The sequence below is a fragment of the Myxococcus faecalis genome, assembly GCF_050039385.1.
Classification (GTDB): domain Bacteria; phylum Myxococcota; class Myxococcia; order Myxococcales; family Myxococcaceae; genus Myxococcus; species Myxococcus fulvus.
Window position 1 is genome coordinate 2080272 of the sequence record NZ_CP144336.1, and the last position, 26306, is coordinate 2106577.

The 26306-nt window shown below is 68.5% G+C and carries 26 protein-coding genes and 2 pseudogenes; 25 read left to right on the forward strand and 3 right to left on the reverse strand.

Annotated features, from left to right (window positions below):
- Positions 1 to 2: 2 nt before the first annotated feature.
- The 7 genes from VZQ01_RS08115 to VZQ01_RS08145 all read left to right on the forward strand — a co-directional run bounded on the left by VZQ01_RS08115 (position 3) and on the right by VZQ01_RS08145 (position 6516).
- Positions 3 to 2696, forward strand: coding sequence for a phage tail tape measure protein (locus tag VZQ01_RS08115; RefSeq protein WP_426747434.1), 2694 nt, complete (start codon positions 3 to 5; stop codon positions 2694 to 2696).
- A gap of 14 nt (positions 2697 to 2710) precedes the next feature.
- Positions 2711 to 3223, forward strand: a complete 513-nt coding sequence (locus tag VZQ01_RS08120; RefSeq protein WP_426747435.1) for a CIS tube protein — start codon at positions 2711 to 2713, stop codon at positions 3221 to 3223.
- Positions 3223 to 3564, forward strand: coding sequence for a hypothetical protein (locus tag VZQ01_RS08125; protein WP_426747437.1), 342 nt, complete (start codon positions 3223 to 3225; stop codon positions 3562 to 3564). Before VZQ01_RS08120 ends, VZQ01_RS08125 begins: the two co-directional genes overlap by 1 nt.
- 263 nt (positions 3565 to 3827) lie before the next feature.
- Positions 3828 to 4844 (forward strand): phage late control D family protein, encoded by a 1017-nt coding sequence (locus tag VZQ01_RS08130; protein WP_426747438.1) that lies wholly within the window; start codon positions 3828 to 3830, stop codon positions 4842 to 4844.
- 10 nt (positions 4845 to 4854) lie between these two features.
- Positions 4855 to 5433: a phage baseplate assembly protein V gene (locus tag VZQ01_RS08135; protein WP_426747439.1), complete on the forward strand. Its 579-nt coding sequence runs from the start codon at positions 4855 to 4857 to the stop codon at positions 5431 to 5433.
- 8 nt (positions 5434 to 5441) lie between these two features.
- Positions 5442 to 6116 carry a hypothetical protein gene (locus VZQ01_RS08140; RefSeq protein WP_426747440.1) on the forward strand — a complete coding sequence of 225 codons (675 nt, stop codon included), beginning with the start codon at positions 5442 to 5444 and terminating at the stop codon, positions 6114 to 6116.
- A 10-nt stretch (positions 6117 to 6126) separates the two neighbouring features.
- Positions 6127 to 6516 carry a GPW/gp25 family protein gene (locus tag VZQ01_RS08145; RefSeq protein WP_426747441.1) on the forward strand — a complete coding sequence of 130 codons (390 nt, stop codon included), beginning with the start codon at positions 6127 to 6129 and terminating at the stop codon, positions 6514 to 6516.
- A gap of 997 nt (positions 6517 to 7513) precedes the next feature.
- Here VZQ01_RS08145 and VZQ01_RS08150 read toward each other — a convergent pair.
- The gene (locus VZQ01_RS08150) at positions 7514 to 8362 is read right to left on the reverse strand and encodes a TIR domain-containing protein (RefSeq protein ID WP_426747442.1); all 849 of its coding nucleotides are present in this window, start codon (positions 8360 to 8362) and stop codon (positions 7514 to 7516) included.
- A gap of 90 nt (positions 8363 to 8452) precedes the next feature.
- Between VZQ01_RS08150 and VZQ01_RS08155 the strand changes: the two genes are divergently transcribed.
- The 18 genes and pseudogenes from VZQ01_RS08155 to VZQ01_RS08240 all read left to right on the forward strand — a co-directional run bounded on the left by VZQ01_RS08155 (position 8453) and on the right by VZQ01_RS08240 (position 23304).
- Positions 8453 to 9982, forward strand: coding sequence for a baseplate J/gp47 family protein (locus tag VZQ01_RS08155; protein ID WP_426747443.1), 1530 nt, complete (start codon positions 8453 to 8455; stop codon positions 9980 to 9982).
- 1 nt (position 9983) lies between these two features.
- A complete protein-coding gene (locus VZQ01_RS08160; protein ID WP_426747444.1) occupies positions 9984 to 10514 on the forward strand; it encodes a hypothetical protein in 531 nt (176 codons plus the stop codon).
- A 7-nt stretch (positions 10515 to 10521) separates the two neighbouring features.
- Positions 10522 to 11217 (forward strand): hypothetical protein, encoded by a 696-nt coding sequence (locus VZQ01_RS08165; RefSeq protein WP_426747445.1) that lies wholly within the window; start codon positions 10522 to 10524, stop codon positions 11215 to 11217.
- A gap of 4 nt (positions 11218 to 11221) precedes the next feature.
- The gene (locus VZQ01_RS08170; RefSeq protein WP_426747446.1) at positions 11222 to 11617 is read left to right on the forward strand and encodes a hypothetical protein; all 396 of its coding nucleotides are present in this window, start codon (positions 11222 to 11224) and stop codon (positions 11615 to 11617) included.
- Positions 11618 to 11626: 9 nt separating this feature from the next.
- Positions 11627 to 12964: a phage tail protein gene (locus VZQ01_RS08175; protein WP_426747447.1), complete on the forward strand. Its 1338-nt coding sequence runs from the start codon at positions 11627 to 11629 to the stop codon at positions 12962 to 12964.
- Positions 12965 to 13676: 712 nt separating this feature from the next.
- The gene (locus tag VZQ01_RS08180; RefSeq protein WP_426747448.1) at positions 13677 to 15587 is read left to right on the forward strand and encodes a hypothetical protein; all 1911 of its coding nucleotides are present in this window, start codon (positions 13677 to 13679) and stop codon (positions 15585 to 15587) included.
- Between the two features lie 9 nt (positions 15588 to 15596).
- Positions 15597 to 16034, forward strand: coding sequence for a hypothetical protein (locus VZQ01_RS08185; protein WP_426747449.1), 438 nt, complete (start codon positions 15597 to 15599; stop codon positions 16032 to 16034).
- 146 nt (positions 16035 to 16180) lie between these two features.
- Positions 16181 to 16478 (forward strand): annotated as a pseudogene (locus VZQ01_RS08190) (hypothetical protein).
- Positions 16479 to 16550: 72 nt separating this feature from the next.
- Entirely contained in the window at positions 16551 to 16775 is a 225-nt protein-coding gene (locus VZQ01_RS08195; protein WP_426747450.1) for a DUF6900 domain-containing protein, read from the forward strand.
- 114 nt (positions 16776 to 16889) lie between these two features.
- Positions 16890 to 17507: a DUF2924 domain-containing protein gene (locus VZQ01_RS08200; protein WP_426747451.1), complete on the forward strand. Its 618-nt coding sequence runs from the start codon at positions 16890 to 16892 to the stop codon at positions 17505 to 17507.
- A gap of 8 nt (positions 17508 to 17515) precedes the next feature.
- Complete coding sequence (locus VZQ01_RS08205) at positions 17516 to 17878, forward strand: hypothetical protein (RefSeq protein WP_426747452.1); 363 nt, start codon at positions 17516 to 17518, stop codon at positions 17876 to 17878.
- A 265-nt stretch (positions 17879 to 18143) separates the two neighbouring features.
- Positions 18144 to 18482 (forward strand): hypothetical protein, encoded by a 339-nt coding sequence (locus tag VZQ01_RS08210; protein WP_426747453.1) that lies wholly within the window; start codon positions 18144 to 18146, stop codon positions 18480 to 18482.
- 213 nt (positions 18483 to 18695) lie between these two features.
- Positions 18696 to 19037 (forward strand): hypothetical protein, encoded by a 342-nt coding sequence (locus VZQ01_RS08215; protein ID WP_426747455.1) that lies wholly within the window; start codon positions 18696 to 18698, stop codon positions 19035 to 19037.
- Positions 19038 to 19414: 377 nt separating this feature from the next.
- Complete coding sequence (locus VZQ01_RS08220; RefSeq protein ID WP_426747456.1) at positions 19415 to 20389, forward strand: amidoligase family protein; 975 nt, start codon at positions 19415 to 19417, stop codon at positions 20387 to 20389.
- A 221-nt stretch (positions 20390 to 20610) separates the two neighbouring features.
- On the forward strand, positions 20611 to 21051 hold the full coding sequence (locus VZQ01_RS08225) for a gamma-glutamylcyclotransferase (protein ID WP_426747457.1): 441 nt from the start codon (positions 20611 to 20613) through the stop codon (positions 21049 to 21051).
- Positions 21048 to 21437, forward strand: coding sequence for a gamma-glutamylcyclotransferase family protein (locus VZQ01_RS08230; RefSeq protein ID WP_426747458.1), 390 nt, complete (start codon positions 21048 to 21050; stop codon positions 21435 to 21437). The genes VZQ01_RS08225 and VZQ01_RS08230 overlap by 4 nt, the downstream gene beginning before the upstream one ends.
- 5 nt (positions 21438 to 21442) lie before the next feature.
- Positions 21443 to 21673, forward strand: a complete 231-nt coding sequence (locus VZQ01_RS08235; RefSeq protein WP_426748943.1) for a hypothetical protein — start codon at positions 21443 to 21445, stop codon at positions 21671 to 21673.
- Between the two features lie 905 nt (positions 21674 to 22578).
- Positions 22579 to 23304, forward strand: a complete 726-nt coding sequence (locus VZQ01_RS08240) for a hypothetical protein (RefSeq protein WP_426747459.1) — start codon at positions 22579 to 22581, stop codon at positions 23302 to 23304.
- A gap of 35 nt (positions 23305 to 23339) precedes the next feature.
- Here VZQ01_RS08240 and VZQ01_RS08245 read toward each other — a convergent pair.
- Together VZQ01_RS08245 and VZQ01_RS08250 are read right to left on the reverse strand one after the other, a co-directional pair.
- Positions 23340 to 25216: pseudogene (locus VZQ01_RS08245) on the reverse strand (HEAT repeat domain-containing protein).
- A gap of 51 nt (positions 25217 to 25267) precedes the next feature.
- A complete protein-coding gene (locus VZQ01_RS08250) occupies positions 25268 to 25660 on the reverse strand; it encodes an RDD family protein (RefSeq protein WP_426747460.1) in 393 nt (130 codons plus the stop codon).
- Between the last annotated feature and the right edge of the window lie 646 nt (positions 25661 to 26306).

Below are 26306 nucleotides of genomic sequence, written 5' to 3' on the forward strand. Positions count from 1 at the left end.
GCATGCTCAACAACCTCGGCCTCGGCTTCGTCCTCACGGCGAGAGACTTGGCCTCCGGAGTCTTCTCCCAGGTGGAGGTCAACTTCACGCGCATGGACAGGCGCGTGGGGTTGGGCACCGCGCGCATCGAGAGTTCCTTCCAGCGGCTCGGCGTCGCCATGTCCCTCTTCACGGCGGGCGCCGTCACCCTGGGCGCGTCGCTGTCCCTGGCCAACACCGCCGGCCAATTCGAGCAGGCCGTGGCGGGCGTGGGCGCCGTCTCTGGCGCCTCGTCCGAGGTGCTCGGACAGCTTCGTGACGCGGCAATCAAAGCAAGCCTCGCCACGCAGTTTACGCCCACCGAGTCCGTGCTGGGCCTGCGCGAGCTCACCCAAGCCGGCTTCACCGCCGCGGAGGCCATGAAGCTGCTGGAGCCCGTCTTGGATTTGGCCGGTGGCTCGCTGGGGGAGTTGACGCCCCAAGGTGCGGCGGGCTTGGCCAGTCAGGCCATGAAGGCCTTCGGTATCTCCACCGACAAGGCATCCCTCTCCGTCGACCAGATGCTCCAGGCCGTCAACGTCTTCGCCCTCAGCGCGAATGAGTTGCCCCTGGCCCTCGGCACCGCCGCACGTGGTGCGCAGGCCCTCAACCAGTCCCTGCCTGAGACACTCATCGCGTTGGGGTTGGTCAAGAATGTCGTCCCCGGCGTGGAGCGCGCATCCACCGCCGTGGCCGTGGCCATGGAGCGCATGGCCGACCCGCAGGTGCAGAAGCACCTGCGTGGACTGGGCGTCGCCGTCACCGACTCCAAGGGCAACTTCCTCTCCTTCCTCGGCATCCTCGACAAGCTGTCGCCCGCCCTCGAGCGCATGACGGCGGCGCAGCGCTCCGCGTTCCTGCTGAAGGCGTTCGGCCGCGAAGCGCTCGGCGGTGTGAATGCCATCCTCACGCAGTTCTCCAACGGCATCCGCAAGGACACCGGCGAAGTCGTCCGAGGCGCCGATGCCCTCGAGTACCTGAGAGGCGCGTTCGAGAAGGCGGGCGGCACGGCCACGAAGTTCCGCGAGCAGATGCTGGACACCTTCGAGGGCCAGAAGACGCTGCTCGCCGGCAACCTGGAGACGCTCGCCATCGTTCTCGGAGAGCCCTTCTCCCAAGTCTTGAAGCCCCTCGTCACCCTCGTCGCCAGCGCGGTGCAGCAGGTGCTGGGTGTCTTCCAGGCGTTGACCGGCCCCGTGAAGCGCGCCTTCGCAGCCTTCGCGCTCGGGGCTGGTGCCCTGGTTTCCCTTGTCGGCGCTGTCATCGCCGCCAAGGTGGGCCTGGCGCTGATGGTGGTGGGCCTCAAGGTGCTGGGCCTCACGCTGGGTGGCCTCCTGGCCACGGTGCTTCCGGCCGTGGGCGCTGTCGTCCTCCTGGGCGTCGCCGCAGCCGGCCTCGCCTACGCCTTCCGTCACAACCTCGGGGGCCTGGGCGACTTCGTCCGGCGTGTGCAGGAGCAGGTGACGCTCGCCTTCCGCGGCCTCGTCCAGCTCTTCGAGGACGGAGGCTTCTCCGGCGCAGTGCGGGAGGAGCTGGGCCGCGCGGAGAGCGCCGGCCTGAAGGACTTCCTCATCAACGTCTACCTGTGGGCGCACCGCATCCACAGCTTCTTCTCTGGCATCGCCGACGGCTTCTCCGCTGGCCTGGAGGCCGCGCGCCCCACCCTTGACGCCTTCCAGGCGACGCTGGGGCGGGTGGGCACGGCGCTGGGCTTCCTCTCCGAGAGAGACGACGCGGCCACCGCCGCCGCGAAGTTCGCTGCCTTCGGTGCCTCCGGGGCCACGGTGGGACGCGCCCTCGCCCGCGTCTTCGACTTCGTCGTCATGGGCATGACGGCCGGTGCCGAGGTGGCCGAAGGGCTGGCGGGGCAGTGGGGCTACATGCAGGCCGGTGTCGACGTCCTCCTGGGCAGCCTCGCGCACCTGGGCCGCGTCCTCGGTGGGGCGCTCTCTGGCCTCCTGGGCACCAGCTCCGCCGCGAAGGACGGCAGCAGCATCTGGGTGGCCATGGGGCAGGCCATCGGGTTTGCCATCGGCAACATCACCACCGTCGTGGGCGTGCTGGTGTCCGCCGTGTCCCTCGTGGTGTCCGTGGTGGGCGGCGTCCTCAACGCGGCCCTGGCGGCCTTCTCCGGCATCGTCGACGTCTTCTGGGGCGTGGTGTTGACGCTGGGCGGGGCCCTCACCGGCAACTGGGCCGAGGCGTGGACAGGGCTGCGGCTCATCGTCTTCGGCACGGTCGACGCCATCTCCGGCGTCCTTCTGGAGCTGGTGGGCGCCATCCTCGGTGTGGTGGACGCGGTGGCGAGCCTCTTCGGCACGGACACCGGCCTCCAGCAGGCGCTGCGCACGGCCCGACTGGGCCTCCACCGGGACTTGTCCGTCGCCTTCGGCCTGGAGGACTCCTCCGGCAGCGCCGCCACACCCGCCTCCGTCGTCACCACCGCTTCGCCCACCCCGCCAGTGGACTGGCCCCTGGAGTCCTCATCCATGCCGGCGGTGGCCGCCCTCCAGGCCTCGCTGCCCCAGCCCGAGGTGCTCTCCTCGCAGCCAGCCTCGACTCCCGCCGCGCCCGTCCTCGTGAGTGTCCAAGTGGACGGCGAGGTGCTCGCCCAGGCCACAGCGCGCGCCGAGAGGGACGCCGCCTCCCGCAGCTTCTCTCCCATGGCGTCTTACTGAGAGGCAGGCCCCACGTGTCCTTCGCTGCCGGCCTCGCCCGTCCTCCTCGCTGCCTCCTCGTGAATGTCCTCACCGGCGAGGCCATGGAGTGCCTCTTCAACCCCACGCAGCTCACCGAGAAGCTCCAGGTGAATTGGAACCGCCTGGCGGTGCCTGGCCTCTCCCACCAGGTGCTCCAGTTCCAGGGCACTTCCAACCGGCAGTTGGCGGGCGTGGAGTTCTACCTGGACGCCTTTTTCGCCACGCAGCAGGGCGACGCCTCCAACATCATGGCGTTCCGCGCCTTCCTGCGTGCCCTCACCGTGCCCCCGGCGGGCACCGAGGGTGTGCTGGCGACGGCACCGCCGCGTGTCCTCGTCCTCTGGCCCGGCCTCCTCACCGTGGAGTGCGTCGTCGCCAGCGTGGAGTTCCAGTACCGCCAGCTCGCCGTCGACGGACGCGTCCTCGTCTACACCGCCACCGTCACCTTCGAGGAGGTGCTCGACACCCGCGTCACCTCCGAGCAGCTCCGTCAGGAGGTGCCGTAGTGGCCCCTCACGCTGGCAGCCGCTACTCCTTCTCCCTCGGCCTGCGGGACGAGGCCGGCCGCCTCCTCCTCACCGAGAGAGCCCCTTACGGCTTCCAGCCGCACGCGGACTCGCGCGTCCACCTCGTCGCCCAGGGCGACTCCCTCTGGGGCCTCGCCGGCCGCTACTTCGCGCCCCTCCCGCGCGCCTGCGGCTTCTGGTGGGCCATCGCCGACTTCCAGCCGGAGCCCATCATCGACGCGACGCTGGAGCTGGAGGCCGGGCGGCGCCTCTTCGTTCCTTCGCTACGCGTCCTCACCGACGTCATCCTCAGCGAGCAGCGGCGGAGGGCCAGCGAATGACACGGCCCCTCGACAGGAGCGCGCCTGGCGTGCGCCTCACGCTGCTGGCACACGAGAGGGCCCGCAGCGGTGAGGCCCTCTCCCTGGAGGGCCGCGTCCTCGGCCTTACCTTCGAGGACTCCGCGACGAAGGCCGACAAGTTGTCCCTCCAGTTGGACAACTTCGACCTGGCCTTCTTCGACAGGGAGGAGCTCGTGGGCGGCGCGGTGCTAGAAGTGTCGTGGGGCTACCCGGGCCTCATGGCGCCGCCGCGGCGAGTGGTGGTGAAGAAGCTGAAGGGATTCCAGGTGCTCACCGTCGAGGGCCAGGCACTCAGCGCCCTCATGCACCGCGAAGCGAAGACGCGCACCTGGAAGGGCAAGACGCGCGCCCAGGTGGTGCGCGAGGTGGCCGCCGAGTACGGCTACGAGGAGGACTCCGTCCACGTCGAGGACACTGGAGAGTCCTTCGACACCATCCACCAGGCCGGGGAGACGGACGCGCGCTTTCTGCGGCGCCTGGCCGCGAGGGAGGAGTTCGAATTCCACGTCGACGACAAGGGCCTCACCTTCGGCCCGCGCAACCAGGCCGCCGCGCCCGCCCAGGTGCTGTGGTGGTACGCGGACGCGGGCCGGGGCGACATCCTCTCCGTCAACGTCGAGTCGGAGCTGGGCCGTCGAGTGGGCCAGGTGGGCGTCCGTGGCCGGGACGCCATGGCCAAGGCGAACATCGAAGCTCAGGCGAGCAGTGCCACCGTGGAGCGCACCACGCTCGCGGACTTCCTCGAGGTGGTGGACAAGCGTACGGGCACCACGTCGCTGCAGCTTCGCAACAGCACCACCAGTGTCCAGCCCACCTCGGCATCGACACCTGCCCAGGCCCAGCGCGAGTCCGCGGCTCGCTTCCGGCGCGCAGAGTCCGGCACCGTGAAGCTGTCCCTCCAGGTGGTGGGCAACCCCAGCTTGCGCGCGAAGTCCGTGGTGGAGGTACGCGGCATCTCCAGCTTCCTGTCCGGGAAGTATTACGTCACCGAGGCGAAGCACGTCCTCTCCTCCTCCGGCTACACCACGGACTTGAAGCTGTCGCGCGACGGCACGGGACAGCGTCAGCAAGCCAGCGCCGAGAGGCAAGGCCAGCCCCAGGGCGGACAGCCCAACACCAGCGCCCCCGAGACGACGGGTGCGCTGAAGGAAGTGGAGGCATTCGAGAGGGACACCGGCACCCGGTACATCGAGTACCGACGTGACGGGCAGCCCATCGGTGTCGAGGACCCCGAAGCCGGAATGAGTCTCCCCAGGTAGCGAGCCCACCATGAGCACCTTCGACGACGACCTCCTCGCCCACGACACGCGCCTGCTCGGCATGTACGTGGGCTACGTCACCAGCCGCGACGACGAGGCGCAGCTCGGCCGCGTCCGCGTGTGCATCCCCGGCGTCATCGAACCCGAGTCCGCCTGGGCCTGGCCCCTGGGCACCTCCGGGGGCGGCGCCAAGGACACGGGCTTCTTCGCGATTCCCATGGTGGGCGCCGAGGTTGCCGTCTTCTTCAACCAGGGCGACGTCGACGCGCCCTACTACCTCAGCGCGCACTGGGGGAAGCCGGGCGGACAGAGCGAGGTGCCCGAAGAGGCCCAGGTGTCTCCGCCCGAAAACCGCGTCCTCGCCACGCCCACCTTCCGTGTCGAGTTGGACGAGTCCGCGGGGAAGCGGAAGCTGAAGCTCACCAACCGGAAGACGGGTGACTGCCTCACCTTCGACGCGGAGGAGAACACCGTCACCCTCGATGCCACCACCGCCCTCACCCTGCGCGCGGTCGGCGCCATCTCCATAGAGGCGGCCCAAGTCACCATCGCCGGCCGCGTGGTGCGCCCTATTGCCGAGCCGATTTGAGGAAGCCCATGGCGCTGCCCATCTGCATCCACATCCCCCCGCTGCCCGAGGCGCCCAGCCTCACCCTGCCTGGTGGCGCCACCCTGCAACACCACCAACTCCTGCAGGCCGTCCAGCCCGCGCTCGCGCCGCTCACGCCCCTCTTCGACATCATCGGCGCGGTGCTGGCCCTCGTCGAAGTCGTGAAGGCGATACCTGACGCGCTGGGGCCTCCGCCGGACCCGACAGCCATCGCCGCAGCCCTGCCGACGCTGGCCGAGAAGGTGTCCAAGCTGCTCCGCCTCGTCCCCCAGCTCTCGGTGCCGTACACGGTGGTGGGCGTCATCGACATCGTCCTGGGCGAGTTGGGGCACGCCCGTAGCCAACTCCTCCACCTGCAACTGCGCCTGTCGAGTGTGGCGCGGGCCCGGCAACGCGCCGCCCAGCTTGGGGACGCAGGCCTCCTCGCGGTGGCCGGCTGCGCGGAAGCCAACGTCGCGCAGGAGGCCGCCAACGTCGGCAAGGCCCTGGCCGCCCTCTCCCAGCTCATGGCCCTCCTCAACGTCTTCCTTGGGCTGGTGGGTGGGCCCCAGGTGCCGGACTTCTCCAGCCTTGAGGGGAGCCCGTTGGAAGAAGCCATTGCTCCCCTCGATGCCATCGTCCGCACGCTGCAGCAGGTGCGCGCGGCCATCCCCATTCCGTGAGGAGGACGTCGTGAGTCGAGCCCCCCAGAATCTCCTCATTCCCTTCCGGCGCGACAGGAAGCGCGACTTCGCCGCGGGCGCCGGGGCCGAGCTGCTCGCCTCGAAGGTGCGGCAGGTGCTGCTGACGGAAGGTGCCACGCCCCACTCCACCGGCGAGCTGCCCTGGCGCACCAGCTTCGGCGCGGGCCTCTCGCGGCTACGCCACCAGCGCAACGACACGGTGCTGGCGGAGCTGGCGCGCGTGTACGTCCGTGACGCCCTCGCGCGCTGGCTGCCTGGCGTCCAGATTGTGCAAGTTACTGTTGAGCAGGACGAGGGCGGACATACTCTCCGCATTCACATCCGCACGAGCAACACATCACCGAATTCGGTATCTCTCTCGATTGCCAGAAGCTCTTAATCAACAAAAAAACCTCGTCGAGGCCTACTCTCTCGCTCTCGCAAAGGAGGAGAAGAGCGAATCCGCCGCCACTCTCCTGCCTCAAACACTGCTCCTCCGGCCGACACCAATGTCGTCTCACGGGCAACATCCGAAAGCACCCGGTCCACCTTCAACACGTAGATCGAATTCAGCTCGTCAGGACGCGAAACACACGCTTCCCCGTCTGCGATAGGCCCATCGGCAACCACTCCGTCACCATCGGCAAAAAATGGCGAAGGAAGAGGGAAAACCACATAGCCATCACGATACATCCGAACCATACCAACCTGCACCATCTGACGCTCAATAGGCGCTCCAACAACACTGCCAAGCGAATACTGCGCATAAACAACCGCAAACGCTCCACTCAGAGACGGCCCCGTCCCCTCGCAATGCGGAGCAAACATGCCAACCAACGACGTCTTAGCGGCCCAATCGGCATGACGCAGAGGCCATCGCCCTCTATCGGCATCGAGCCGAGTGGCGTAAGGAGATGGCGCCGTCACAATCGGTGCCACTAGATTAACATCATAGATGCCCTCAACAGGGGGTCTTATGTGCCCAAACCACGCACGAGAAGAATTAACCACGAAGGCAGTATGCTCAAGCGAGCGCGCTGGCAAGTCGCCCCATTTGGCGACCCTGGTGGGATGGAATATCAGACCATCAACAAATCGCTGGACCCAAATCTCACAATATGCCGCGCCAAGCATCGGTCCAAGCGAAGCACCGGCATCTAACGCTGTGGACCACGAAGTCAGGCACTCGAAATGATCGTACCGCGCACCGCTCCCACTAGCAGGAGGCGGCCTCGTGTAGTGTCGCCCGGCAACAAGTCCAACTGCCGTGACAACCGTAGCTCCAGCGGCCGTCACAAGCAGTTGGCGGCGCCCTAGTCGCGTGGAGGGAGCTAGCGACTCAAAAGGAGAGCCCTCGACGCTTCCTGGGCTCGCATCCCCGGGCCTAGAGAGCGAGCCTACTTGGGGTCCTTGCGAAAGACCGGGCCAAAATAATCGCGTTCAAGCCAATCGCGCCTGCCCTCAGTGACGACACTGCATCCAGAATCCCTCAAACGCTCAACAATCGCATGACGCTCGCCTGCTCCACCAGATGCAATTCTTACGGTATGGCGACCAGCGATATCACTAAACGGCCTCAACTCTCCAATTTCAATGAGCACAGTTCGCTCAGGATGGCGCCCGAGAGCCATCCCAGCCTCAAACAAGACATTCGCACGAGCTTGTGGAGTCAAATTCGTCTCATGGGGCAATTCCGTATGCCCACGAAAAGGTTCCCGCAGGCGCGCCTCATCCTCTCCCGTAAGAAGAACCACGATGGCCTGTGCGGCACCAAACGCAGCGTCAAGTATCTGACCAATATAGGGGGAGGCACTACCGGTTTGCCGCCGCGCCTCCTCCCACTCCATGGGATTAAGCCCAACGCTACGAAGGAAGTCGAAGAGTGCGTCGCGAGCAACTGCATTTCGCCCGTGAACAACAAATACGTTCCTGGGATCTTTCTGTATCGTGCTCATCATGCCCCCAGCCAGTCTCCGACTGGCCATTCTCCCTTGCGCGGTAAGACTAGCCTGAGAGAAGCCAAGCTTCGAACTCATCCCGAGGTACCGCACCACCTCAACGAGCCCGCGGTCTTCAAGCTCTTCAATTATGCCACCAAGGTCTTCGGCGTTGACACCTGACTGCAATGCAAGGCTCTGGGCATCAAGCCACCCACGCCCTAACCGAGTCCCTCCGGAGTCGCCGCGACCACTACTGGCAAGCACACGAAGGATGACTGCAACTTGCTGTTCGATGGAAGCATCCACCCCCCCAGTATAAGCCCCTCTCGTCGATTTGAATAGAAGTGGAGGCGCCCCGCGTCCCCATCGCCGCACGACTAGTGCCTTTGTCTCCCGGTGGAGGCCTTCGCCGACGTGCCACTTCTTCCCGCGTCCACCGACTACACCCACCGAGACTTCGACGCCCTGCGTGCGCGCCTCATGGCGCTCGTGAAGAGCGTCTTCTCCGACTGGAGCGACTTCGACGTCGCCAGCTTCGGCAATGTCCTGCTGGAGATGTACGCCTTCGTCGGCGACGTCCTTGGCAACTACCAGGACAACCTCGCCCGCGAGTCGCGCCTCTCCACCGCCACCCAGCGCCGCAACGTCATCGCCCTGGCGCGCATGCTGGGCTACCGGCTCCACGGCGCCCAGGCGGCCACCGCCGAGGTGGAGCTGCGTCTGGCCCAGCCTCCCGCTGCCCCCGTCACCTTCCCCGCCGGCACCGTTGTTCGCACCCAGGAGGTGACGGAGGCAGTCCGCTTCCAGCTCCTCTCGTCCGTCACCATCCCGGCCGGCGCCAACCCGCCGCGCGTCGTCGCCGTGGCCGAACACTCGAAGACGCACACCCAGCTCTCCGACGCCCGCGGCCTCGCCGACTTCGAGGCGCACCTGGACTTCGCGCCCTACCTTGACGGCTCCGCCCGCGTGTCCACCGCCCAGGGTGCCTTCACCGAGGTGGACACCCTCCTCAACTCTCGCGCCTCTGACGCCCACTTCCTCGTCTCGGTGGACCAAGGGGACAAGGCCACCGTCCGCTTCGGCACCGGCACCAACGGCCTGCCGCCGGCTGGCACCGTGGCGGTGGTGTACAAGACGGGTGGCGGCGCCGCCGGCAACGTGGACGCGGGGCGCCTCGTCGTCCTGGAGGGCAGCTTCCGGGACGCCCACGGCCACGCGGTGCAGGTGTCCGTCCATAACCCCGCCTCCGCCTCGGGCGGCGCGGACAGGCAGACGGTGGCCGCAGCGAAGCTGCTCGCCCCCGAGAGTCTCCGGGCCCTGACGCGCACCGTCTCCCGCGAGGACTTTGAAATCAACGCCCGACGCCTCCCCGGCGTTGCCCGCGCCCTCATGCTGACGTCCAACGAGGACGCCACCATTGGCGAGAATGCCGGCATCCTCTACGTGGTGCCCCAGGGCGGCGGAGTCCCCACTCCCGCGCTCAAGGCCCAGGTGCTGCGCCAGGTGACGGAAGTCTACCCCTGCACCCTCACCTTCCAGGTGAGCGTCCAGGAGCCGGTGTACCGGCGCGTGGACGTCTCCGCCCGCCTCTTCCTGCGCCAGGGCGCTTCGGCCCAGGACGTCGCCTCCCGCGTCCGCCAGGCGCTCGCCGCGCACTTCCGCGTCAGCGAACCGGACGGCACTCCCAACCCGCGCATCGACTTCGGCTTCAACCTCAAGGACGCCCAGGGCTTCCCGGCCGGCGAGGTGGCCTGGTCCGACGTCTTCAACGTCATCCGCGACGTGCCCGGCGTCCGGAAGCTGGGTGACGCGCGCATGGACCTGACACTCAACGGCCTGCCCGCGGATGTGAAGCTGACGGTGCGGGAGCTGCCGGTGCTGGGCAGCGTCACCCTGCAGGACGGCGACACCGGAGGGCTCCTCTGACATGGCCCTCCTCAACCCCAGCTTCGATGACGCGGGCGCCCGGCCCGGCGAGGCAGCGCACTGGACGCTGACGACGGTGACGCACCTCGAAGCCCTGGCAGGCTTCGGTGTGCCGGAGGAGGCGTGCGAGGACTTCGAGCGCTGGTACATGTGGCGCGCTGCCCTCTCCGACGTCCCTGTGGCCCTCGCCTTCTTCTCCGGCCAGCGCGAGGGCTTCGAGGCCTTCTCCCGGGGCTGGGGCAACGACGGCTTCCTCTTCGAGCTGCCACCCGCGCAGTTCGTCCCGCACCGCTTCGAGGGGGACGTCGTCGAGACGTGGGGACAGGGGCCCTTCCTCACGGACTGGGCGGACGCAGCTTCCGTCGAGGGCCTCTTCAACGACTCGCCGCAGGAGGACTTCGAGCAGCGCTGGCACACCAACGAGGCCTACGCCTGGCGCTGGGAGGACGTGACGGCGCGCGGGGCCCTTTTCAACACCACCCAGCCCTCCGAGGACTTCGACACCGGGTGGCCTCTGGCCGCCACGCAGTGAGGACATCATGGCACTCGCAGACTGGACCTACCTCAACAGCGGACTGGACATCGCCACCGTGGACAGGGGCGTGACGGCGGGCATTGCCCGTCCCCCGGGCGGCGGCACCTTCCTTTTCGCCTTCAACTCCCTCACCGCTGCGCAGGGCGCAGTCGCCCTGTTCGCCAACCTCCCCGACTTCGCCCCCATGGCCCGGGGCGGCAGCATCCGCGGCTGCCTCCAGCGCGGGCCCGGCGGCGGCCCCACCGGCTTCTCCCCCTTCCTCTTCCTGTGCGGCCAGGGCGCCTCCGTCAACGACAGCGCCTACCTGCTGGGCCTCTCCGACGACGAGCCGCACCGGGTGGTGCTGCGCAAGGGCGCGGTGGCCACGGGCCTGCCCGACGCGGACGGTCCCGGCGTCCTACTGAAGTCCTCGGCCAGCTTCACGCAGGGCACCTGGCTGCACCTGCGGCTGGACGTCATCGTCAACGCCAACGGTGACGTCGTCCTCAAGGCCTTCCACAATGACTTGGCCGCGCACCCGCTCGGCACGCCTCCGGACTGGCAGCCCGTGCCGGGCATGGCCGACTTCATTGACGATGCCCTCGCCATCAACTCCGGCAGCCAACCCCTCACCTCGGGCCGGGGCGGCTTCGGCTTCGCCGTGCGGGACGTCACCCGCCGGGCCTACTTCGACTCGCTCGAGCTGTCCCGTCAGGTGTGAAGCCATGGCACTCACCGCCTTCACCAGCCGCCTGGGCCTGGGGCAGGGCCGCATCCGGCCCCAGCGGGCCACGCCCTCCTCGGGCGAGTACCTCTTCGTCCTCGGAGACGAGGAGCCTGGGCGCCGCTTCGAGCTGGCCCCGGGCGACTTCGGCGAGGTGACACAAGCCGTGGACGTCACCAACGTGGCACTCGTCCGCTGCGTCCTGCGCCTCCGTGTGCCTGCGGGCGCCCCGGCGGGCCTGGCCTGGGAAGCGTCCCTCGTCGTGGGAGGGGTGAAGTACGCCCGCTGCCTCGGGCGCCCCGGCCGTGAGCGCCTCGTCGGGGACATGGCCGCCAACGTCTCGAAGCTCTCCGGCGTCCACACGGTGGGCGTCCGCATGGAACTCGTCTCCTCGTGAGGTGTCGCCATGGCCACGGTTGAGCTGCCCGCCCTCTACGTCGACACCGTCTCCCTCTTCGCCGAGACGCGCCGTCCCCTCCTCCTCAACCGCGCTCCGGGCCCCGAGGAGGCGGAGGTCCCCGTCGATGCCGCGCTGGAGCTGGAGCTGGTGGACGTCGACACGGACGGCATTGCCCGGGCCGCCACACGCGTCTGGGTGGACGGAGTCCTCGCCTTCGCGGGCGGAGAGATTGTCGAGGTGCAACCCGCCTTCGCGGGGCCGCTGGCGGAAGTGAGGCAGACGGCGGACACCCTGCGTGTGGTGCTCCACCCGGCGGTACCACTGGCCAGCCAGGCCACCGTCTCCGTGCGCGTCGTCTCCGCCACGGCCGGCGGCGAGCACCTCCTCGACGAGACGTACACCTTCACCGTGGAGGACAGGACGGCCCCGCGCCTCGTGGGCGCGCAGGCCGTGGGGCCGAAGTCCGTGCGCCTCGCCTTCGACGAGGACGTGCGGGTGCCGTCCTCGGCGCGCTTCACCTTCACGCCTCGTGGCTCCCCCGCAGTCCCGGTGGCCTCACTCGAGGCCGCTGCCGACGGCCCCCTCGTCCACCTCGTCCTCGACACGGAGCTGACGCCGGACGTGGGGTATGAGGTCCTCGTGGAGGGCGTGACGGACGCGCACGGCAACCCGGTGCTCCCCCCCTACCACCGCGCCACCTTCGCGGGCTTCCGTCCAGCCCGGCCGCCCTCCCGGAGCTTCCAGCTCTGGGACATGCTGCCGGCCCACAACCGCCGCGACGATGTGACGGGGGACTTGCGCCGCTTCATCTCCTGCATCCAGGAGGTGACGGACTTGCTCCTCTCTGACTTGGACGCCTTCCCCGACGTCTTCGATTTGGAGCGCGCTCCGGAGTCCTTCCTGGACGCCATCCTCCTGGACTTGGGCAACCCCTTCGCCTTCGAGCTGGACGTCCTTGGCCGGCGCCGCCTGGCCTCCGTCCTCGTGGACATGTACCGCCAGAAGGGCACCGCCCTGGGCCTGCGCAACGCCATCCGCTTCTTCCTCGGCATCGAGGTGCGGGCCATCTCCCCCTTCGCCTCAGACACCCTCGTGCTGGGCGAGTCCGAGCTGGGCGTGGACTGGGTGCTGGGGCCCTCGGAGCGCTTCGCCCGCTACGCCTTCAACGTCGAGGTGGAGCGCCTCCTCTCTCCGGCTGAGCGCCAGCGCCTGCGCACCCTCGTCGAGTACCTCAAGCCCGCGCACACTCACTTCATCGACTTGGTGGAGCCCCTGCCGCCCATTCTCCCGGAGCACTGGGAGCTGGGACTCAGCGAGCTGGGCGAGACGACGACGCTGCACTGACGTCCGCCCGGCATGTCCCCGATTTTCACTCGGGAGCCTTTGTCGTGGGAGGAGGGCCACGACACGTGACGAGCCGCAGCGCGGAAGCACAACGCCCGAAGACATGTATCGACTGCCTCCGGTCCGTTCCGTCAACGCACCGGCAGCGGTGCCCGAACTGCTACCGCATCTGGCAGCGGGACAACGCTCCCCCGAACGCAACGTGCGAGGTGTGCGCAAGGGCCTACTTCCGTCGCCCAGGCTCGCGTCAAGGCGGGCGGACTTGCGGCAGAGCCTGCTTCACAATGTGGAAGCGAGGGCGCAACGCGGCCAATGAGCCAACGGACGGTGGCCAGTTGGTCTCATGCACCTGCCGCTGGTGCGGGAAGCCTTTCGAGACGCCGCAGCGGCTGGTCGCTCGCGGTGGTGGACTGTACTGCTCGCTCGTTTGTAACGGCATTCGCCGACGCCTCAATCCCGAGCGCGCCCTCTACCCGGAAAATGCGTGGCGCCAACGTGAGGGGTTCTCCGAAACCCGCACCGCCCTGCTGCATCGCCCTGACGCGCAATGTGCGCGCTGTGGGGAACGCCGCACGAAGGGCAACCTCGTCGTTCACCATCCACGGCCGCCCGAGGGCGACCGCAAGTTGCTCCTGGCGCCGTGGAACCTCGAAGTCCTTTGCCGGCGCTGCCACTTCTACGTCCACCATGGCGCGAATGCGGAGGTCCGCTAATGGCCGACTCTCTCCAGTATTTCTTTCGTCAGCGAGTCACCGAAGCGGAGCTGAACCTCGGCTTCGCCCTCCTTGAGAAGGCGGACCGAAACCTCGCCGCCGACTTGGGCGTCCACGGCGTCATCTCCGGGGCCGTACCCGCGCCGCACTCCCCCGTCCCCAACCTCACGGTTGACTTGACGGCCCCGGGCCGCGCCTACGACAACCTCGGCCAGCGCATCTTCTTCGGCACCGGGCAGACAGTGGACTGCGCGGTGGACTTGTCCGGCATCCCCACCGACGTCTCCACCTCCGGCAGCGAGCGGTGGGTGGGCATCTTCCTACGCTTCATCCGCCTGCTGTCCGAGCCGCGCACGGACGGCAACTCCCAGCAGGTGTACTTCCGCCGCGACGAGTCCTTCGAGTTGGTGGTGCGCCAGGCGCCGGAGGGGCCCGTCGGCCAGGCGCCCAAACCCACCCTCCAGCCCGACGAGTTGCTGCTGTGTGACGTCCGGCGCCGCCCCGGGCAGACGCAGATTCTCGCCGCGGACTTGGACACCTCCCGCCGCCAGGCCTTCATCTTCGCGCGCGGCACCTCAGTGGCAGTGGAGAGCGGAACCTGGGACGTCCTGAGCCCCAGCGCGGACACCGTGCAGTCGACACTGGACGAGGTGGATGCCGAGCTGGCCGGCCACTTCTCCGGCGTCGCCCGAAGGCACGGGGCGAGTGCAGTGGACTACATGCCCCACGGATTCCTCAGCTCCACCACCGTGCAGGAAGCCGTGGACGAAGTCGTCGACAAGCTCTCCTCGGCCACCGCAGGCACACCGGGCGCCTCCCGCGTCGGCGCGGACGCGGTGCCCGGCACGCCCAACCTCCTGCCGGCGGGCACCGTCGACGCGCAGCTCTCCTCTCTGCTGGGCTTCCTCAACACCCACCAGGGCGCGGCCACGGGGGCCCACCACGCCAGCGCCGTTGGCGCCACGCCCCACGGATACGTCAGCGGCACCAGCGTGCAGGCCCAGCTCCAGGAAGTCGTCACCCGCCTCGGAGAGACGACGGCTAACAGCCCCGGCTCCTCTCGTGTCGGAGGAGACGCGCTGGCCGGGACGCCCCACGCCCTCCCCGCCAGCAGCCTGCGGCAGCAGGTGGCCGCGCTGCTGGGCTTCCTCAACGGGCACATCACCCAGTCCGCCGACGGGCACGCGGCCTCCGCCGTATCCGTCGCGGACGCGGGCAACCTGCTGACTGCGGGCACCGTCGAGGCTGCCCTCGCGGAAGTCCTCGCGGCCTTCAGCGGCGGGCACTTCCGCGGCAACGAGGAGGCGGCGGGCCAGCACAAAGCCATCGTCCAGCCCGTCCTCGGCGCCGGCCGCGTCCTTCTCCTCGACGCCCAGGGCGCGGGCGGCGCAGCCGCGCGGCTGCGTCTCTACGCCGACAGCGACTCGGTGTGGTTCACCCTCAACGCCGCCTGGAATGGGAGCGCCTGGGCACGGGACACCACCGGCGCTGCAGCTGCCGGCTTCCGCCTCTCGCGCAACGAGGCCGAGTTTCTCCATGACGCCAGCCTCACCGCCACCTTCGCCTCCTGGACGCGCACGCTGCGACTCCCGCTGAGCAGCACCGCCAGCAACACCTCCTTCGAGTTGGCGGGCAGCGTGCGCGAGGTGGGCCGGCTCGGTCTCCAGTTCAGCAACAGCGACACCGCCGCGCACGACAGCCTGTCCGGCGGCGGCTCGGTGACGTTCCGCAGTCGATTTCCCACCGCGCCCTCCTCCATCACCCTCAGCCCCTACGCCTTCGCCGGAAGCTTCGTCGGCAATCCCACCGTCATGGTGCCGGACAGAGACGGCTTCGCCTTCTACACCCACCAAACCCTCCCGGGCCTCGCCTCGACGTACTGGTTCGGCTCGTACACCGCTGTCGCGTGAGGACGCCCCATGGCCATTCACGAAGTCACCGCTGACGACGTCCTGCAGCGCTGCGCCCGGTGCGGCAGCGGCAATCGCCTCTCCCTTGGCACCCTGGAGGTGGGCGTCGCTCGTCGTGAGGACGTGGACGACGGCCTCGTTCAGCTTCCGCCCTGCCCCGCCTGCCGCTCCACCGAGTTCCTCATCCGCGCGCCGGAGGGCGAGCCGGAGCACCCCGCGCCAGGCAGCTTCGGGCACCTGCATCAGCTCCTCGTCGGCCACCTCCACGCGGAGCTCGTCCAACGCGGGCGCCTACACACGGTGCTCAAGCCCAAGGAAGGAGGCGCGGGCAAGGTGGCGGCGCGGCCCCTGTCTCAAGAGGCCCGCGCGCGCTGGTTTCCGCAGGGCCTGCGCATCGAGGTGCCGCCCGGCGAGCAACCCCGCGCCCCGGAAGAGTCCAGTCAATAGGCATACACCGCCAGCAAAACAGAGGGCACTCCCCGCCCGTCGCGCCTCATGTCGCCCCCGAATCCCTCTCTTCTCGGCTTGCTATGCCTCAAAAACAGAGCGTGTATGTCTTCGCGCGCTGCCCACTGCGCGCCAGGGAGACACCCATGGTTATCGGCACCGACACCACCTACCTCGGCAACGAAATTCCCGGCCTCCGGGGGGCAGACGGTCCGCATCTTCGCCGTGTTGCGCGGCGGCACCCGCCCTGACGCCGACCCGGAAGCCGACGACTACTACGTGAACACGGACGAGAAGCTGGCGCGCCTCGGGGGCGTCACGGCCGAGGACCGCATCGACGCGGCGCCTGTCCTCTTGGATGGCAGCACCAGCTTTGTGCATATCGACCCGCGAGCCATCGACCTGGAGTGCTTCGCGCACCTGAACAAGCCCAGCGCACAATGACTTGCCATACGCACGCAACAGAGCGTGTATGCCTCACGCGCGCCACCCAACAGCGCACCAAGGGATGAGACAATGACACCCCGCAAGCCACGCACCGCAGCCACCGCGAAGCCCGACCCGGCCCTCCAAGAAACCCTTGAGCGCATTGCTCGCGAGACGCTGAACATCGAAACCTTGAAGACACGCAACAGCGACAGCCTCGACTTTCACGAGGTGGCGGTGTGGCGCCTGAAGGAGGCGCTCGAAGCCGCCTATCAGGCCGGCCTGAGCGCCGCCAGCAACACCCGCAGCAAGTAGCGCCCCCTCTCACCTACGACGCCCCGCCCAGCGGGGCACCAGCGCATGAGGGCCGCCGGGCCGCCCTTGTGAATGGCAGACGTGTACCCACGGCCCGGAAAGGAAAACACCACCATGTCCCGCACTACCGCCCCGAAGAAGAAGCTGGAGTCCATGAGCCTGACGGAGCTGCGTGCCCGCTACCGCGAAGTCGTGGGTGAGGAGACGCGCACTCCCAACAAGAAGTACCTCATCCGCCGCATCGAGGAGTCCCTCGCCGCGAAGAAGCAGCGCAGCCCCTCCCGCCGGGCGAAGGCCGCCGCCCCCAGCGCGCCTCCGGCGCCCGCAGCACCGGCCGCTACCCCTGCCGCAGGCGCGAAGGCTGTCGCTCAGCGCGGGCGCTTCGCGGGCATGTCGCTGGAGGACTTGCAGGCGAAGTTCCGCGAAGTCGTGGGCCCGGTGGACAGCAGCAGCGTCCCCTACCTCAAGTGGAAGATTTCTGGGGTGGAGTCCGGGCGAATCAAGGTGGGCCCGCGCCCGGAGCGCAAGCTGAAGGTGCGCGAGGACGGCAAGTGCGTCATCCCCCTCTCCTTCGACGAGGACGCCCTGAAGGCTCTGGACAAGGCCTGGCGCGACGCGGGCCTGCCGAGCCGGACTCGCTTCTTCCGGCAGGCGGCGCACCGGGAACTCACGGCCATGGGCGCCACCGAGGCCGCCGCGCACTTCACCCCGAAGGCTGAGGCTGAGGAGTAAGGCCCGCCATGACGACAAAGGACCAAGCCACCGACGCCCTCGTGTCGGTGGCGCTTCGAAAGGCGCTCCTGGGCGCCCGCGTGGAAGTGAGGCTGGCCCTCCCCGATTCCGGCGCCGAGCTGCGGCCCGAAGTCGAAGTCGCCTTCCCAAAGGGCACCTCCTCGCGGCAGCGCAACGCAGCCCTCCTCCTTCTCGCCGCGCAGGTGGAGCTGCGCACCCCGGAGCAGCAGCACTGGCTCGTCGAGTCGGAGGTGCTCGACAACGGGCTCACAGGCCGCGTCCACCTGCTCTTACTCGGCGAGGGTGGCCCTCGTCCGACTCGTGACGAGGCAGAGCGCGGGCTGCAAGTCCTGCACAGGGCTCTCCGCTGACATGGACATGAGGACGGCAGCCTAACCTGCCGCCCTGAGCGAGTTGAACCCACGGCCGAGAGGGAGCGCCCACACCGCCCGACGCAAGGGTGACATCCCTCACACCACTCGAAGGCGCAAGGGGCAGAGGCTTCCATAACGAAAAACCTCTTCAAAACATGCACCCCGCGGCCCCAGAGAGGACTTGATAGGCCCGCCGACCAGAGCGTGTATGCCTTTCGCGACGAGCAGCACAGCACCGCGCGAACCCACAGGAACACCGACCATGAGCGCCACGGCCGTCCCTACTTTCATCGTCCCGGTCAAGGTTGTTGACTTCAGCAACACCGTATTGAAGCTGACCCTCGGCAAGAGCCGGTACGGCACGGCCCAGCCACAGCTGGACATCTACCTTCAGCCCAGCGCCACTCACCGACAGGTGAGCGCGCTGCTCCACACCTTCGCTGCCAGCCTTGAGCTGGATACCCCCGCCAGCGAGCGCTGGCTCATTCAGAACGACTGCTGCGCGGGGCCGAACCACGGCCGCATCTACCTGGAGCTGGCAGAGGGGGACGAGGCCGAGGCCATGCGGGGCATGGCACTCCTCAACAGCCTGTTGGGCTGAGTGGCAGGGCCAGGGGAGCCCGCGCAGCAGGCCCGCGCGGGCTTCCCCCAATCCCGCGACACTGAAACACCACACAGAACACGCTCCAAGCCTGGGTGCTGGCCACATTCGACCCAGAACACCAGACACAACCTACCTCACCTCCCCACGCAGGGATGTATGAGTTTCGCGACGACCACTAACGGCCCCGCCAATCCCAAAGGAACGCACGCCATGAAGACCTCCCTCAAGGCCCGTCACGCTCGCCAGACGACGGAAACCGAGCCTCAGAACATCACGTTGAATCTGAGCCTCGGCACGAGCCGATACGGCACGCGTCAGCCGCAGGTGGACATCCTCCTCCCGCGCGGCTCCAGCCACCGGGAGACGAGCGCGATGCTCTACACCTTCGCCGCCAGCGTGGAGCTGCGCACGCCTACCCGCGAGCGGTGGATTGTGCAGCTCGAGCGCCTCGCGGAGGCGAACCACGGCCGCGTCTACCTGGAGCTGGCCGAGGGGGACAAGGCCGAGGTCAAGCGCGGGATGGCGGTCCTAAACGCCCTGCTGCCGAGCTGAGCAGCAGGAGTTATAGGGAACCCGCACCGCCGCACCGCGCGCCCGCCAGCAGCCGGGCGCCGGTGCACGGCTCCTCCGGCTGAACCAGCAGACGGGGTGGGGGACTCCGCGCCGCCCCAGCCCGCCCCACCCCTGGCCTGTCGTCGGAGCAATCACACACACTAGAATTCCGCCTGCCGCCCCGAGCCCAGAAACGCCGGACTGAGCGCCTCCCACAGGAGGCCGGCGTGGAACCCCGCGGATTCTCGCGACTATTCCAGACACCAAAAATCCACCACCCCAGCCGTCGAACTGGACTTGCTTCATCTGCACACCAGAGCGTGTATGTGTTTCGCGACGGGCGCCACAGCCCCGCGCGAATGCGAGAGGCAAACTCCATGAAGACGCTCCGGTTTGGAATTGAGATTGAGACGGTTGGCGCCGGCCGCGAGAAACTGGCCAACGCGATTCAGAGCGTGGTGGGCGGACGGATTTCCGCAAACTACCTGGGCATGCAGGTGACGGATGCCCAGGGCCGCGCCTGGAAGGTGGTGCCGGACGGTTCACTGAGCGGGAGCACCTACAGCGGCGAAATCGTCTCTCCCATCCTCACCTACCAGGACCTGGACGCCCTGCAGTCGGTGGTCCGCGCCGTGCGCGAGGTTGGCGCTCGCGCCGACGCCACGTGTGGCATCCACATCCACGTCGACGGCAGCCGCTTCGACGCCAAGGCCGTCACCAACCTCGTGAAGATGGTGCACAAGCAGGAGCGCCTCCTGGAGACGGCCCTCGGAGTGAGCGCCGCGCGACTGAACCGCTTCTGCAAGCCCATCGACGGAGCCTTCCTCCAGCGGCTGGAGGCCCGGCGCCCGCGCACCCTCCAGGATGTGAACGAGGCTTGGTACGGGCGTCGCAACCCGACGCCAGCGCGCTACGACTCCAGCCGCTATCACGGCCTCAACCTCAACAGCCTCTTCTTCCGAGGCACGATTGAATTCCGGTACTTCAACGGCTCGGTGCACGCAGGCGAGGTGAAGTCCTACGTCCAACTGGTGTTGGCCCTCGCCGCTCGCGCCCTGGCCTCGAAGGCAGCCTCCAGCAAGCGCCGCGACTTCAACCCCGCCACCGCCAAGTACGACTTCCGGGTGTTCCTCCTCCACCTGGGCCTCATCGGCGAGGAGTTCAAGACGGCTCGCCTCCACCTCCTCAAGAAGCTGGAGGGCAGCGCCGCCTGGAAGGGGCCGCGTCGAGACAGGCGCGGCTCGGGCGGGGACGAGGACGGCTCGCCCGGCAACGAGGGCCCCCAGGGCGCGCAGGGCGGCACTGGGCCCACGCAGGGCGGCGCGCCCGCCGAAGCCATGGCCGCCGCGTGACAGGGCCTTCACGGGCGCCAGGGCCCCTGGCGCCCGCCTGCGCTGGCCCCAGGGACTTCCCAGGAGGGAGCCCGGGCCCGCCCCTCCCGCCCCTTCAAACAGCGCTTGCTTCAACGCCGAACCAGAGCGTGTATGTCTTTAGCAAAGGGCGAGCGCCCCTCACCCACATAAGAAACGCTGAAATGAAACCATACGGAACCACCCACAAAAGGAGGAACGCCATGCTCTACTTCGCTTACGGCTCCAACCTTGACTTGGCCCAAATGCGCACGCGCTGCCCTGGAGCCACCGTCGAAGCCCGGGCCACCCTTCCCGGCCACACCCTGGTGTTTGGTGGGTACAGCCACAGTTGGGGCGGCGCCGTCGCCAGCCTCCAGCGCGTGCGCGGCGCCCACGTCGAGGGTCTGCTGTACCGGCTCACCCCCGAGGACGTGCGAGCCCTCGATGCATTCGAGGGGCACCCCTTCGTGTACAAACGCGCCGTCCGGCTGGTGACGGACATGGCCGGCCGCCGCCGCCGCGCGCAGGTGTACCTGATGCCCGAGGCAAGCTTCAAGCCATGGGCGCCCGCTATCCGCTACTTCAAGGTCCTCTGGCGCGCCTACGAGCGCCTGGGCTTCAACCGCGCCGTCCTCAAGGCCGCCCTGGGAATTGAAGCGTGAAGCGCACCCCAACCTCGACGCGCGTCTTCGTCTACGGGACGCTGTTGTCCGGCGAGCCCAACCACCGACTCCTGCGCGGCGCACGCCTCATCGGCCCGGCGCGGACGCCGCCCCGCTTCACCCTCCACGACTACGGGCACTTCCCCGCCCTCGCCTCCGGAGGCAACCACGTCGTCGAGGGCGAAGTGTACGAAGTCGACGCGCTCATGCTGGCGGCGCTCGACAGGCTCGAGAGCCACCCCAGCTTCTACCGGCGCACCCCCATTACCCTCGACGACGTCGGCCGCGTCGAGGCATACCTGCTTCCCAAGGAGCGGTTGGCCGGCCGCCCCATCATCGAGTCCGGTTGCTGGCGTCGACACCTGAAGGAGAGGAAACCATGGTAATCGTCATGCGCGACGGGCGCGTCTTTCAGGGCACGGCTGTCCAAATCGTGAAGGGAATGCAGGACGTCGCCTTCGGCGTGGAGCGCCTCTCACTGCCCGAGTACATCGACTGGGTGGTGGCCAATGCCCAGCGCTTCGAGTCCGTCGCACTTCGTGTGCAGGGCGAAACCGACGAGGAGAAGGCCGCCTCGCTCGTGGACGAGATGGTTCGCGAGGGGCTGGCGACGCGAGGGTGAAATGACTGGAGGCGCCCCGCCCATTCTCATCGAGGGCTACACGGCCGAGGAAGTGCTCCGCCTGACAGAGCAGGAGCTTGCGGCCTTCGTACTGACGAGTGAGGCCGTCGTCATCCGCATCGGCACCGCAGAGCTGCTCGGCCGCTTCCGGCTTCAGTTCGACACCCTCTTCGTGGAGCTGGCCCACGTTGACAACGGCGGGGAGGGCGTCCTCCCTGCCTTCTGGAGGCTGGTGCGAAGGTTCGCACAGGCGAGGGGCATCGGACGCATCGAGTGGGTAGTCCACGCGGTGCGATGCGCCCCCCCCCAACCTCAAGCTCCGACGAGTCCTCGAAAGGCGCGGCTTCGTCGTCCGGACGCTGCCCGGCCTCGGTGAGGCCTACCACCTCGTCGACATACCCCCGGCCCGCAGCGCCCCTGCCTCACAGGCGCAACGGTAGTCCTCCGCTCGCCTCGAGCTCCTCGACCAACGAGAGAGCCGCGCGGGCACCCAGCTCCGCCAGCACCGCTGCCTCTGCGTCGCCATACTCCCTCTTCGCCTGAACCAGCAGCATCCGGGACTCCGGACTGCCGTCCCTCATCGCGCGCGCAAGCTGCAACCCCATCTCCGCCCGTCCAAGTCGCTCCGAGAGCGCCCGCCGCTTCTCCATGTCCCTGAGAGGCCCACGAAGCAGGCGCCGTGCCAGCAGGCTCCATTACTCCCGTCGCTCCGAAAGTTGCGACCGTCCTTGCCGCGAGATGAACTGCCTCCCTTCATGGGCACGGCTGACGACGTCCAACACTTTCTCCGCACGGGTGAGCACGACGCGCACTGCCGCGCCTGGCCAGGCGACCGCCTTGAGCGGGAGCGACGCGCGCATGAGGAGCTTCGCCGGGCGCTCGTCGAGGAGGTGCAGCGGCGAACAGTGACGCGCCCCTCCGACGAGCGACTCCGGGGGCTCGACATCGTCGCTCTCACGCGGCGGAAGGTGGCGCCCATGGTGCGCGGCCTCTTCCCTGCCCTGGAACAGGGCGCCGTCATCTCCCTCCTGGAGAAGTCCGTCGTCTTCCTTACGTCGACCAACATCAGCCACGTCCTGCGCCAGTCCTCCTGGCTGAGCACGGCCTGGGACCTGGCCAACCTCTACCTCCTCAGCGTCGGCGCCGAGTTGCTCGGCGAGGAAGCCCCCCTCCTCCTGGGCCTCAGCGAGGGCACCACGTGCTACGTCTCCCTCTCCTACTTCGACGAGACGTCCCCCTTCGCTGACTACCTCGTGCATGAAGCTGCCCACGTCTTCCACAACTGCAAGCGCCGCACGGCGGGCCTGCCCGAGACACGTCGGCGCGAGTGGCTCCTCGACATCGACTACCGGAAGCGCGAGACGTTCGCCTATGCCTGCGAGGCGTACAGCCGCATCCTCGAAACCGGCGGCAGCCGCCAGGCACGCATGGCGCTCGCCGACGACTACGTGGCCAGCGCAGCACCATGCGATGAGCGTGTCTCAGTGAGCGAGGTATTGGAGTTCGTCCGGGAAGCCGCAGCAGCGCGGAATGGGTGGAAGCACATCCTCGCCCGGTGCGCCCCTCCGACGAGCGCCGGCACACGTGCCTCCGTGACAGCGGCAACAGCAGCCCGGCGTCACGGGCCTTAAGGCTTGGGAGGGCCACCCTCTCCCACGCGGTAGCTTCAGGGCCGTCCGTCCGGCTCGACGGGGGCTAGGCGCCCGTCCCTCGTGACGCGCACCACGTGGGCGGGAGCGAAGGTGCCAGCCCGACCACAGACGACTGCGTCGAGTCGCTGGTCCGTCGTCCCCACCACGAGGTCTCCCGCCTCGTCCAGCGCGTAGGCCATCGGCGCGCCTGGGAGAGTCACCCAAGGCGTGGCACGCCACCGCCCCTCGGACGCGTCGACACGCACCAGACTCCCCACGCCGCCGAACAGGTGCGCGAGGCCCTCCACCACCACGAGGGCGCCGTGCATCCGCACGACGTGCAGCGGGTTGGCATGGGGCTCCTCCATCACCGTCACCCGCCCCGCCTCATGCACCTCCAGCGTGCCCCCAAACTCCCCGTCATCCCACCCGACGAGGCAGGCCTCCCCCATGGCTTCGAGGACGGAGGCGAAGTCCCCTCCTGGCACGGAGGCACACGGGCTCCCTGGTGGGGGCGCCTTCGGCTTGTCCCAGTGCAACTGGCCGGAAGCGTGCCCCTCGCGCAGCGTCCACTCCCCATGGCGCCCTGGAATCGGAATGAGGCGGGCGCAGTCGATGGACTCCGCGGGCTGCACCTCCTGCCCGGAGAGCCCCTCCAGGGCCAACCTCGCGTGGCTCCGCGCCACCGGAGAGACGTGCGTCGCCACCACCTGTTGCAGCAGCAGCTTCAGCTCCTCCGCATGCGCTCGGAAGGCATAGCTACCCAGCGCATCAACCGCCGCAGCTTGGACTTCGCTGTGCGGCGCGTACACCGCCTGGCGCAGCACTTCGAGGGCCGCCGGGTCTCCCACGCGCCCAAGGGCCTCTGCGGCCCGTGCGCGCTCCCACCCCTCCTCCCCCGTGGCGAGCAGCCGCAGCAGGGGCTCCGTCGCGACTGGCCGCGCCACAGGCCCCAGGGACGCAAGGCTCGTGAGTGCCCGGGCACGACACTCAGGCACGGCGAGTTGCTGGAGGACGCCCAGCACCGTAGCAGGGCTCCCGAAGGCCACCAGCGCCTGCGGCGCCACGGGTGTGAGGCGCGCATCCGCCCGTTGTAGCGCCCACAGCGCCTCGGGCTCGCCCTTCGCCCCTTCGCGCGCGTGGGCCGCCAGCACGGACGCCACGTAGGCTGCGCGCGGGGTGCATCCGTCGAAAACCGCCTCGCAGCCTGGCGCAGGCGCCGACGGGCAGGACGTCCCGGGTGGGCGCCGGAGCGTGGGCGCCTCCAGCTCCCGCGCGAGGAGCGTCCGCAGGCGCGGGACGAAGGTCGCCGAGTACATGGAGGCGCGCCGGGAGAGGACGTGGCGCACCAGCACCAGCGCCTCCCAGTTCGACTCCGGGTCCTCCAGAACATCCAACAGCACCGGCGCCAATGTCGGGCCGAGGTGCTCCAGCGCCGACGTGGGCGACTCCAGGAGGTGGCGCACAATGGCTGGCGCTGCTCTCTCGTCATCAAGCGAGGCGAGTGTGTGAAGCACCACCCCACCGGGCTCACGCGCATACGCCTCGAGGAGCGCGGACACGGCGCTCGTGGCCTTCCCCTCCAGCTTCGCCAGCGCCTGCGCCGCACCGCCGCGCACGCGACGCTCTGGGTGCCGAAGCAGCGGAATCAGCCGAGGGACGACGTCCTCTCCCTCGCGCCCCAGCTTCCAGGCCGCACACGCCTGCTCCGGTGGCAGCCACTTCTCCCCGTGTCGGGGCCGTGGGTTTCCTCCAGCAGCGCAAGGCACGCGTCAGCCCCCAAGCAGCAGCCCTCCCACGTCGTGGTGTCTTCCCGCTTCCACGACCGGGCACACCCCAGGGACAGCGCCACCGCCGCACACACGAGCCCGGCCAACCAGCGCGGGCGCCCGGACTTCACCTCTCCCACCATGTCATCGCCTCTCATCCCCCTTCGTGGTGAAGGGACTCCGGAACAAACGCATCAGCCAGTCACGAACCGCGCAGCGAACGAGCGCGGCGCGCGAGGGTCCTTCACGACGCGGGCGCCGGCCACCCAGTCATGGAGGCACCGCCGGTCCTCTCCAACGATGAAGAGGGCGTCCACGAGGACGAACCAGCCGCAGTAGCTGCAGAGCGCCATCGGGAGTGCGTTCCGCAGCAGGGCAATGCGCCACACCTCCGCCGGAAGTCCGTCCCCTCGGACGACTCGGATTCCCAAGAGCCGCTTGCCGAGGCTCGCGCCAGTGCCTCGAATCAGGCTCGCCTGCACGAGCAACACGAGGAGCGCCGGAGTGTAGACGGCTGGAGCCTTCATCGCCGCCTCGTCCGGAATGGCCAGGCACCGGAGCACGCCCAGGAGCAGGGACGGGAGCACGAGCGCGGCGCCGTCGATAAGGCTGGCCGCGAGCCGGGCCCTGCGCGTCGCCAGCTCCGGAGCCGCATGAAAGCACCGAAGACACAGGCCCGCCCCGGACGAAGCACAGAAGGCACAGGTGAAGGTGCCGCAACGCGTACAGGCCAGGGCGGAGGAGAAGCCAGGATGCTCGGAGCAAGGGGACTCCGAAATCGATTCAAGGGCCTCGCGGAAGTCGGACATGGAGGGCCGCAGCACAGCTAGGCCCGCCCCAGGCAGCAAGTTCCTTCGACGAGAACTTTCCTCCTACCCAAACAAACTCGACCCAACAGGCCCAGTCTACTCGACCGTCACAGCACCACCCCTGCCACTCACGGGCTACCTCGATGACTGATTCCGCTGCGTAGAAGAGCGTCCCGCTCAAGGAATTGTCCCTTGAAGCGCACTACTCCAGGGCGGTTCCTCCAGGGAGGTGCCCTGGTCCCAGCGGATGACGTGCCCTATCGCGCCCGCCCCCTCGGCCGAGTGCCCAATGTACTTACCGAGGCCGGAGCCAGTCGCGCCAATGCCGGGGTGCAACCTCGCGTATTCTCGCGAGCATTTCGCAGGCCTCAAGTTCGCTCGTCCTCCAGCCCAATAGGACTTGCTTCAGTCGGAAGTAAGAGTG

What these genes read in the sequence shown, in the direction of transcription:
- VZQ01_RS08115 (WP_426747434.1), top strand. Translation starts at nt 3, where the DNA reads ATGCTCAACAACCTCGGCCTCGGCTTCGTCCTCACGGCGAGAGACTTG.
- VZQ01_RS08135 (WP_426747439.1), top strand. Translation starts at nt 4,855, where the DNA reads ATGAGCACCTTCGACGACGACCTCCTCGCCCACGACACGCGCCTGCTC.
- VZQ01_RS08140 (WP_426747440.1), top strand. Translation starts at nt 5,442, where the DNA reads ATGGCGCTGCCCATCTGCATCCACATCCCCCCGCTGCCCGAGGCGCCC.
- VZQ01_RS08160 (WP_426747444.1), top strand. Translation starts at nt 9,984, where the DNA reads ATGGCCCTCCTCAACCCCAGCTTCGATGACGCGGGCGCCCGGCCCGGC.
- VZQ01_RS08165 (WP_426747445.1), top strand. Translation starts at nt 10,522, where the DNA reads ATGGCACTCGCAGACTGGACCTACCTCAACAGCGGACTGGACATCGCC.
- VZQ01_RS08170 (WP_426747446.1), top strand. Translation starts at nt 11,222, where the DNA reads ATGGCACTCACCGCCTTCACCAGCCGCCTGGGCCTGGGGCAGGGCCGC.
- VZQ01_RS08175 (WP_426747447.1), top strand. Translation starts at nt 11,627, where the DNA reads ATGGCCACGGTTGAGCTGCCCGCCCTCTACGTCGACACCGTCTCCCTC.
- VZQ01_RS08180 (WP_426747448.1), top strand. Translation starts at nt 13,677, where the DNA reads ATGGCCGACTCTCTCCAGTATTTCTTTCGTCAGCGAGTCACCGAAGCG.
- VZQ01_RS08185 (WP_426747449.1), top strand. Translation starts at nt 15,597, where the DNA reads ATGGCCATTCACGAAGTCACCGCTGACGACGTCCTGCAGCGCTGCGCC.
- VZQ01_RS08195 (WP_426747450.1), top strand. Translation starts at nt 16,551, where the DNA reads ATGACACCCCGCAAGCCACGCACCGCAGCCACCGCGAAGCCCGACCCG.
- VZQ01_RS08200 (WP_426747451.1), top strand. Translation starts at nt 16,890, where the DNA reads ATGTCCCGCACTACCGCCCCGAAGAAGAAGCTGGAGTCCATGAGCCTG.
- VZQ01_RS08205 (WP_426747452.1), top strand. Translation starts at nt 17,516, where the DNA reads ATGACGACAAAGGACCAAGCCACCGACGCCCTCGTGTCGGTGGCGCTT.
- VZQ01_RS08210 (WP_426747453.1), top strand. Translation starts at nt 18,144, where the DNA reads ATGAGCGCCACGGCCGTCCCTACTTTCATCGTCCCGGTCAAGGTTGTT.
- VZQ01_RS08215 (WP_426747455.1), top strand. Translation starts at nt 18,696, where the DNA reads ATGAAGACCTCCCTCAAGGCCCGTCACGCTCGCCAGACGACGGAAACC.
- VZQ01_RS08220 (WP_426747456.1), top strand. Translation starts at nt 19,415, where the DNA reads ATGAAGACGCTCCGGTTTGGAATTGAGATTGAGACGGTTGGCGCCGGC.
- VZQ01_RS08225 (WP_426747457.1), top strand. Translation starts at nt 20,611, where the DNA reads ATGCTCTACTTCGCTTACGGCTCCAACCTTGACTTGGCCCAAATGCGC.
- VZQ01_RS08235 (WP_426748943.1), top strand. Translation starts at nt 21,443, where the DNA reads ATGCGCGACGGGCGCGTCTTTCAGGGCACGGCTGTCCAAATCGTGAAG.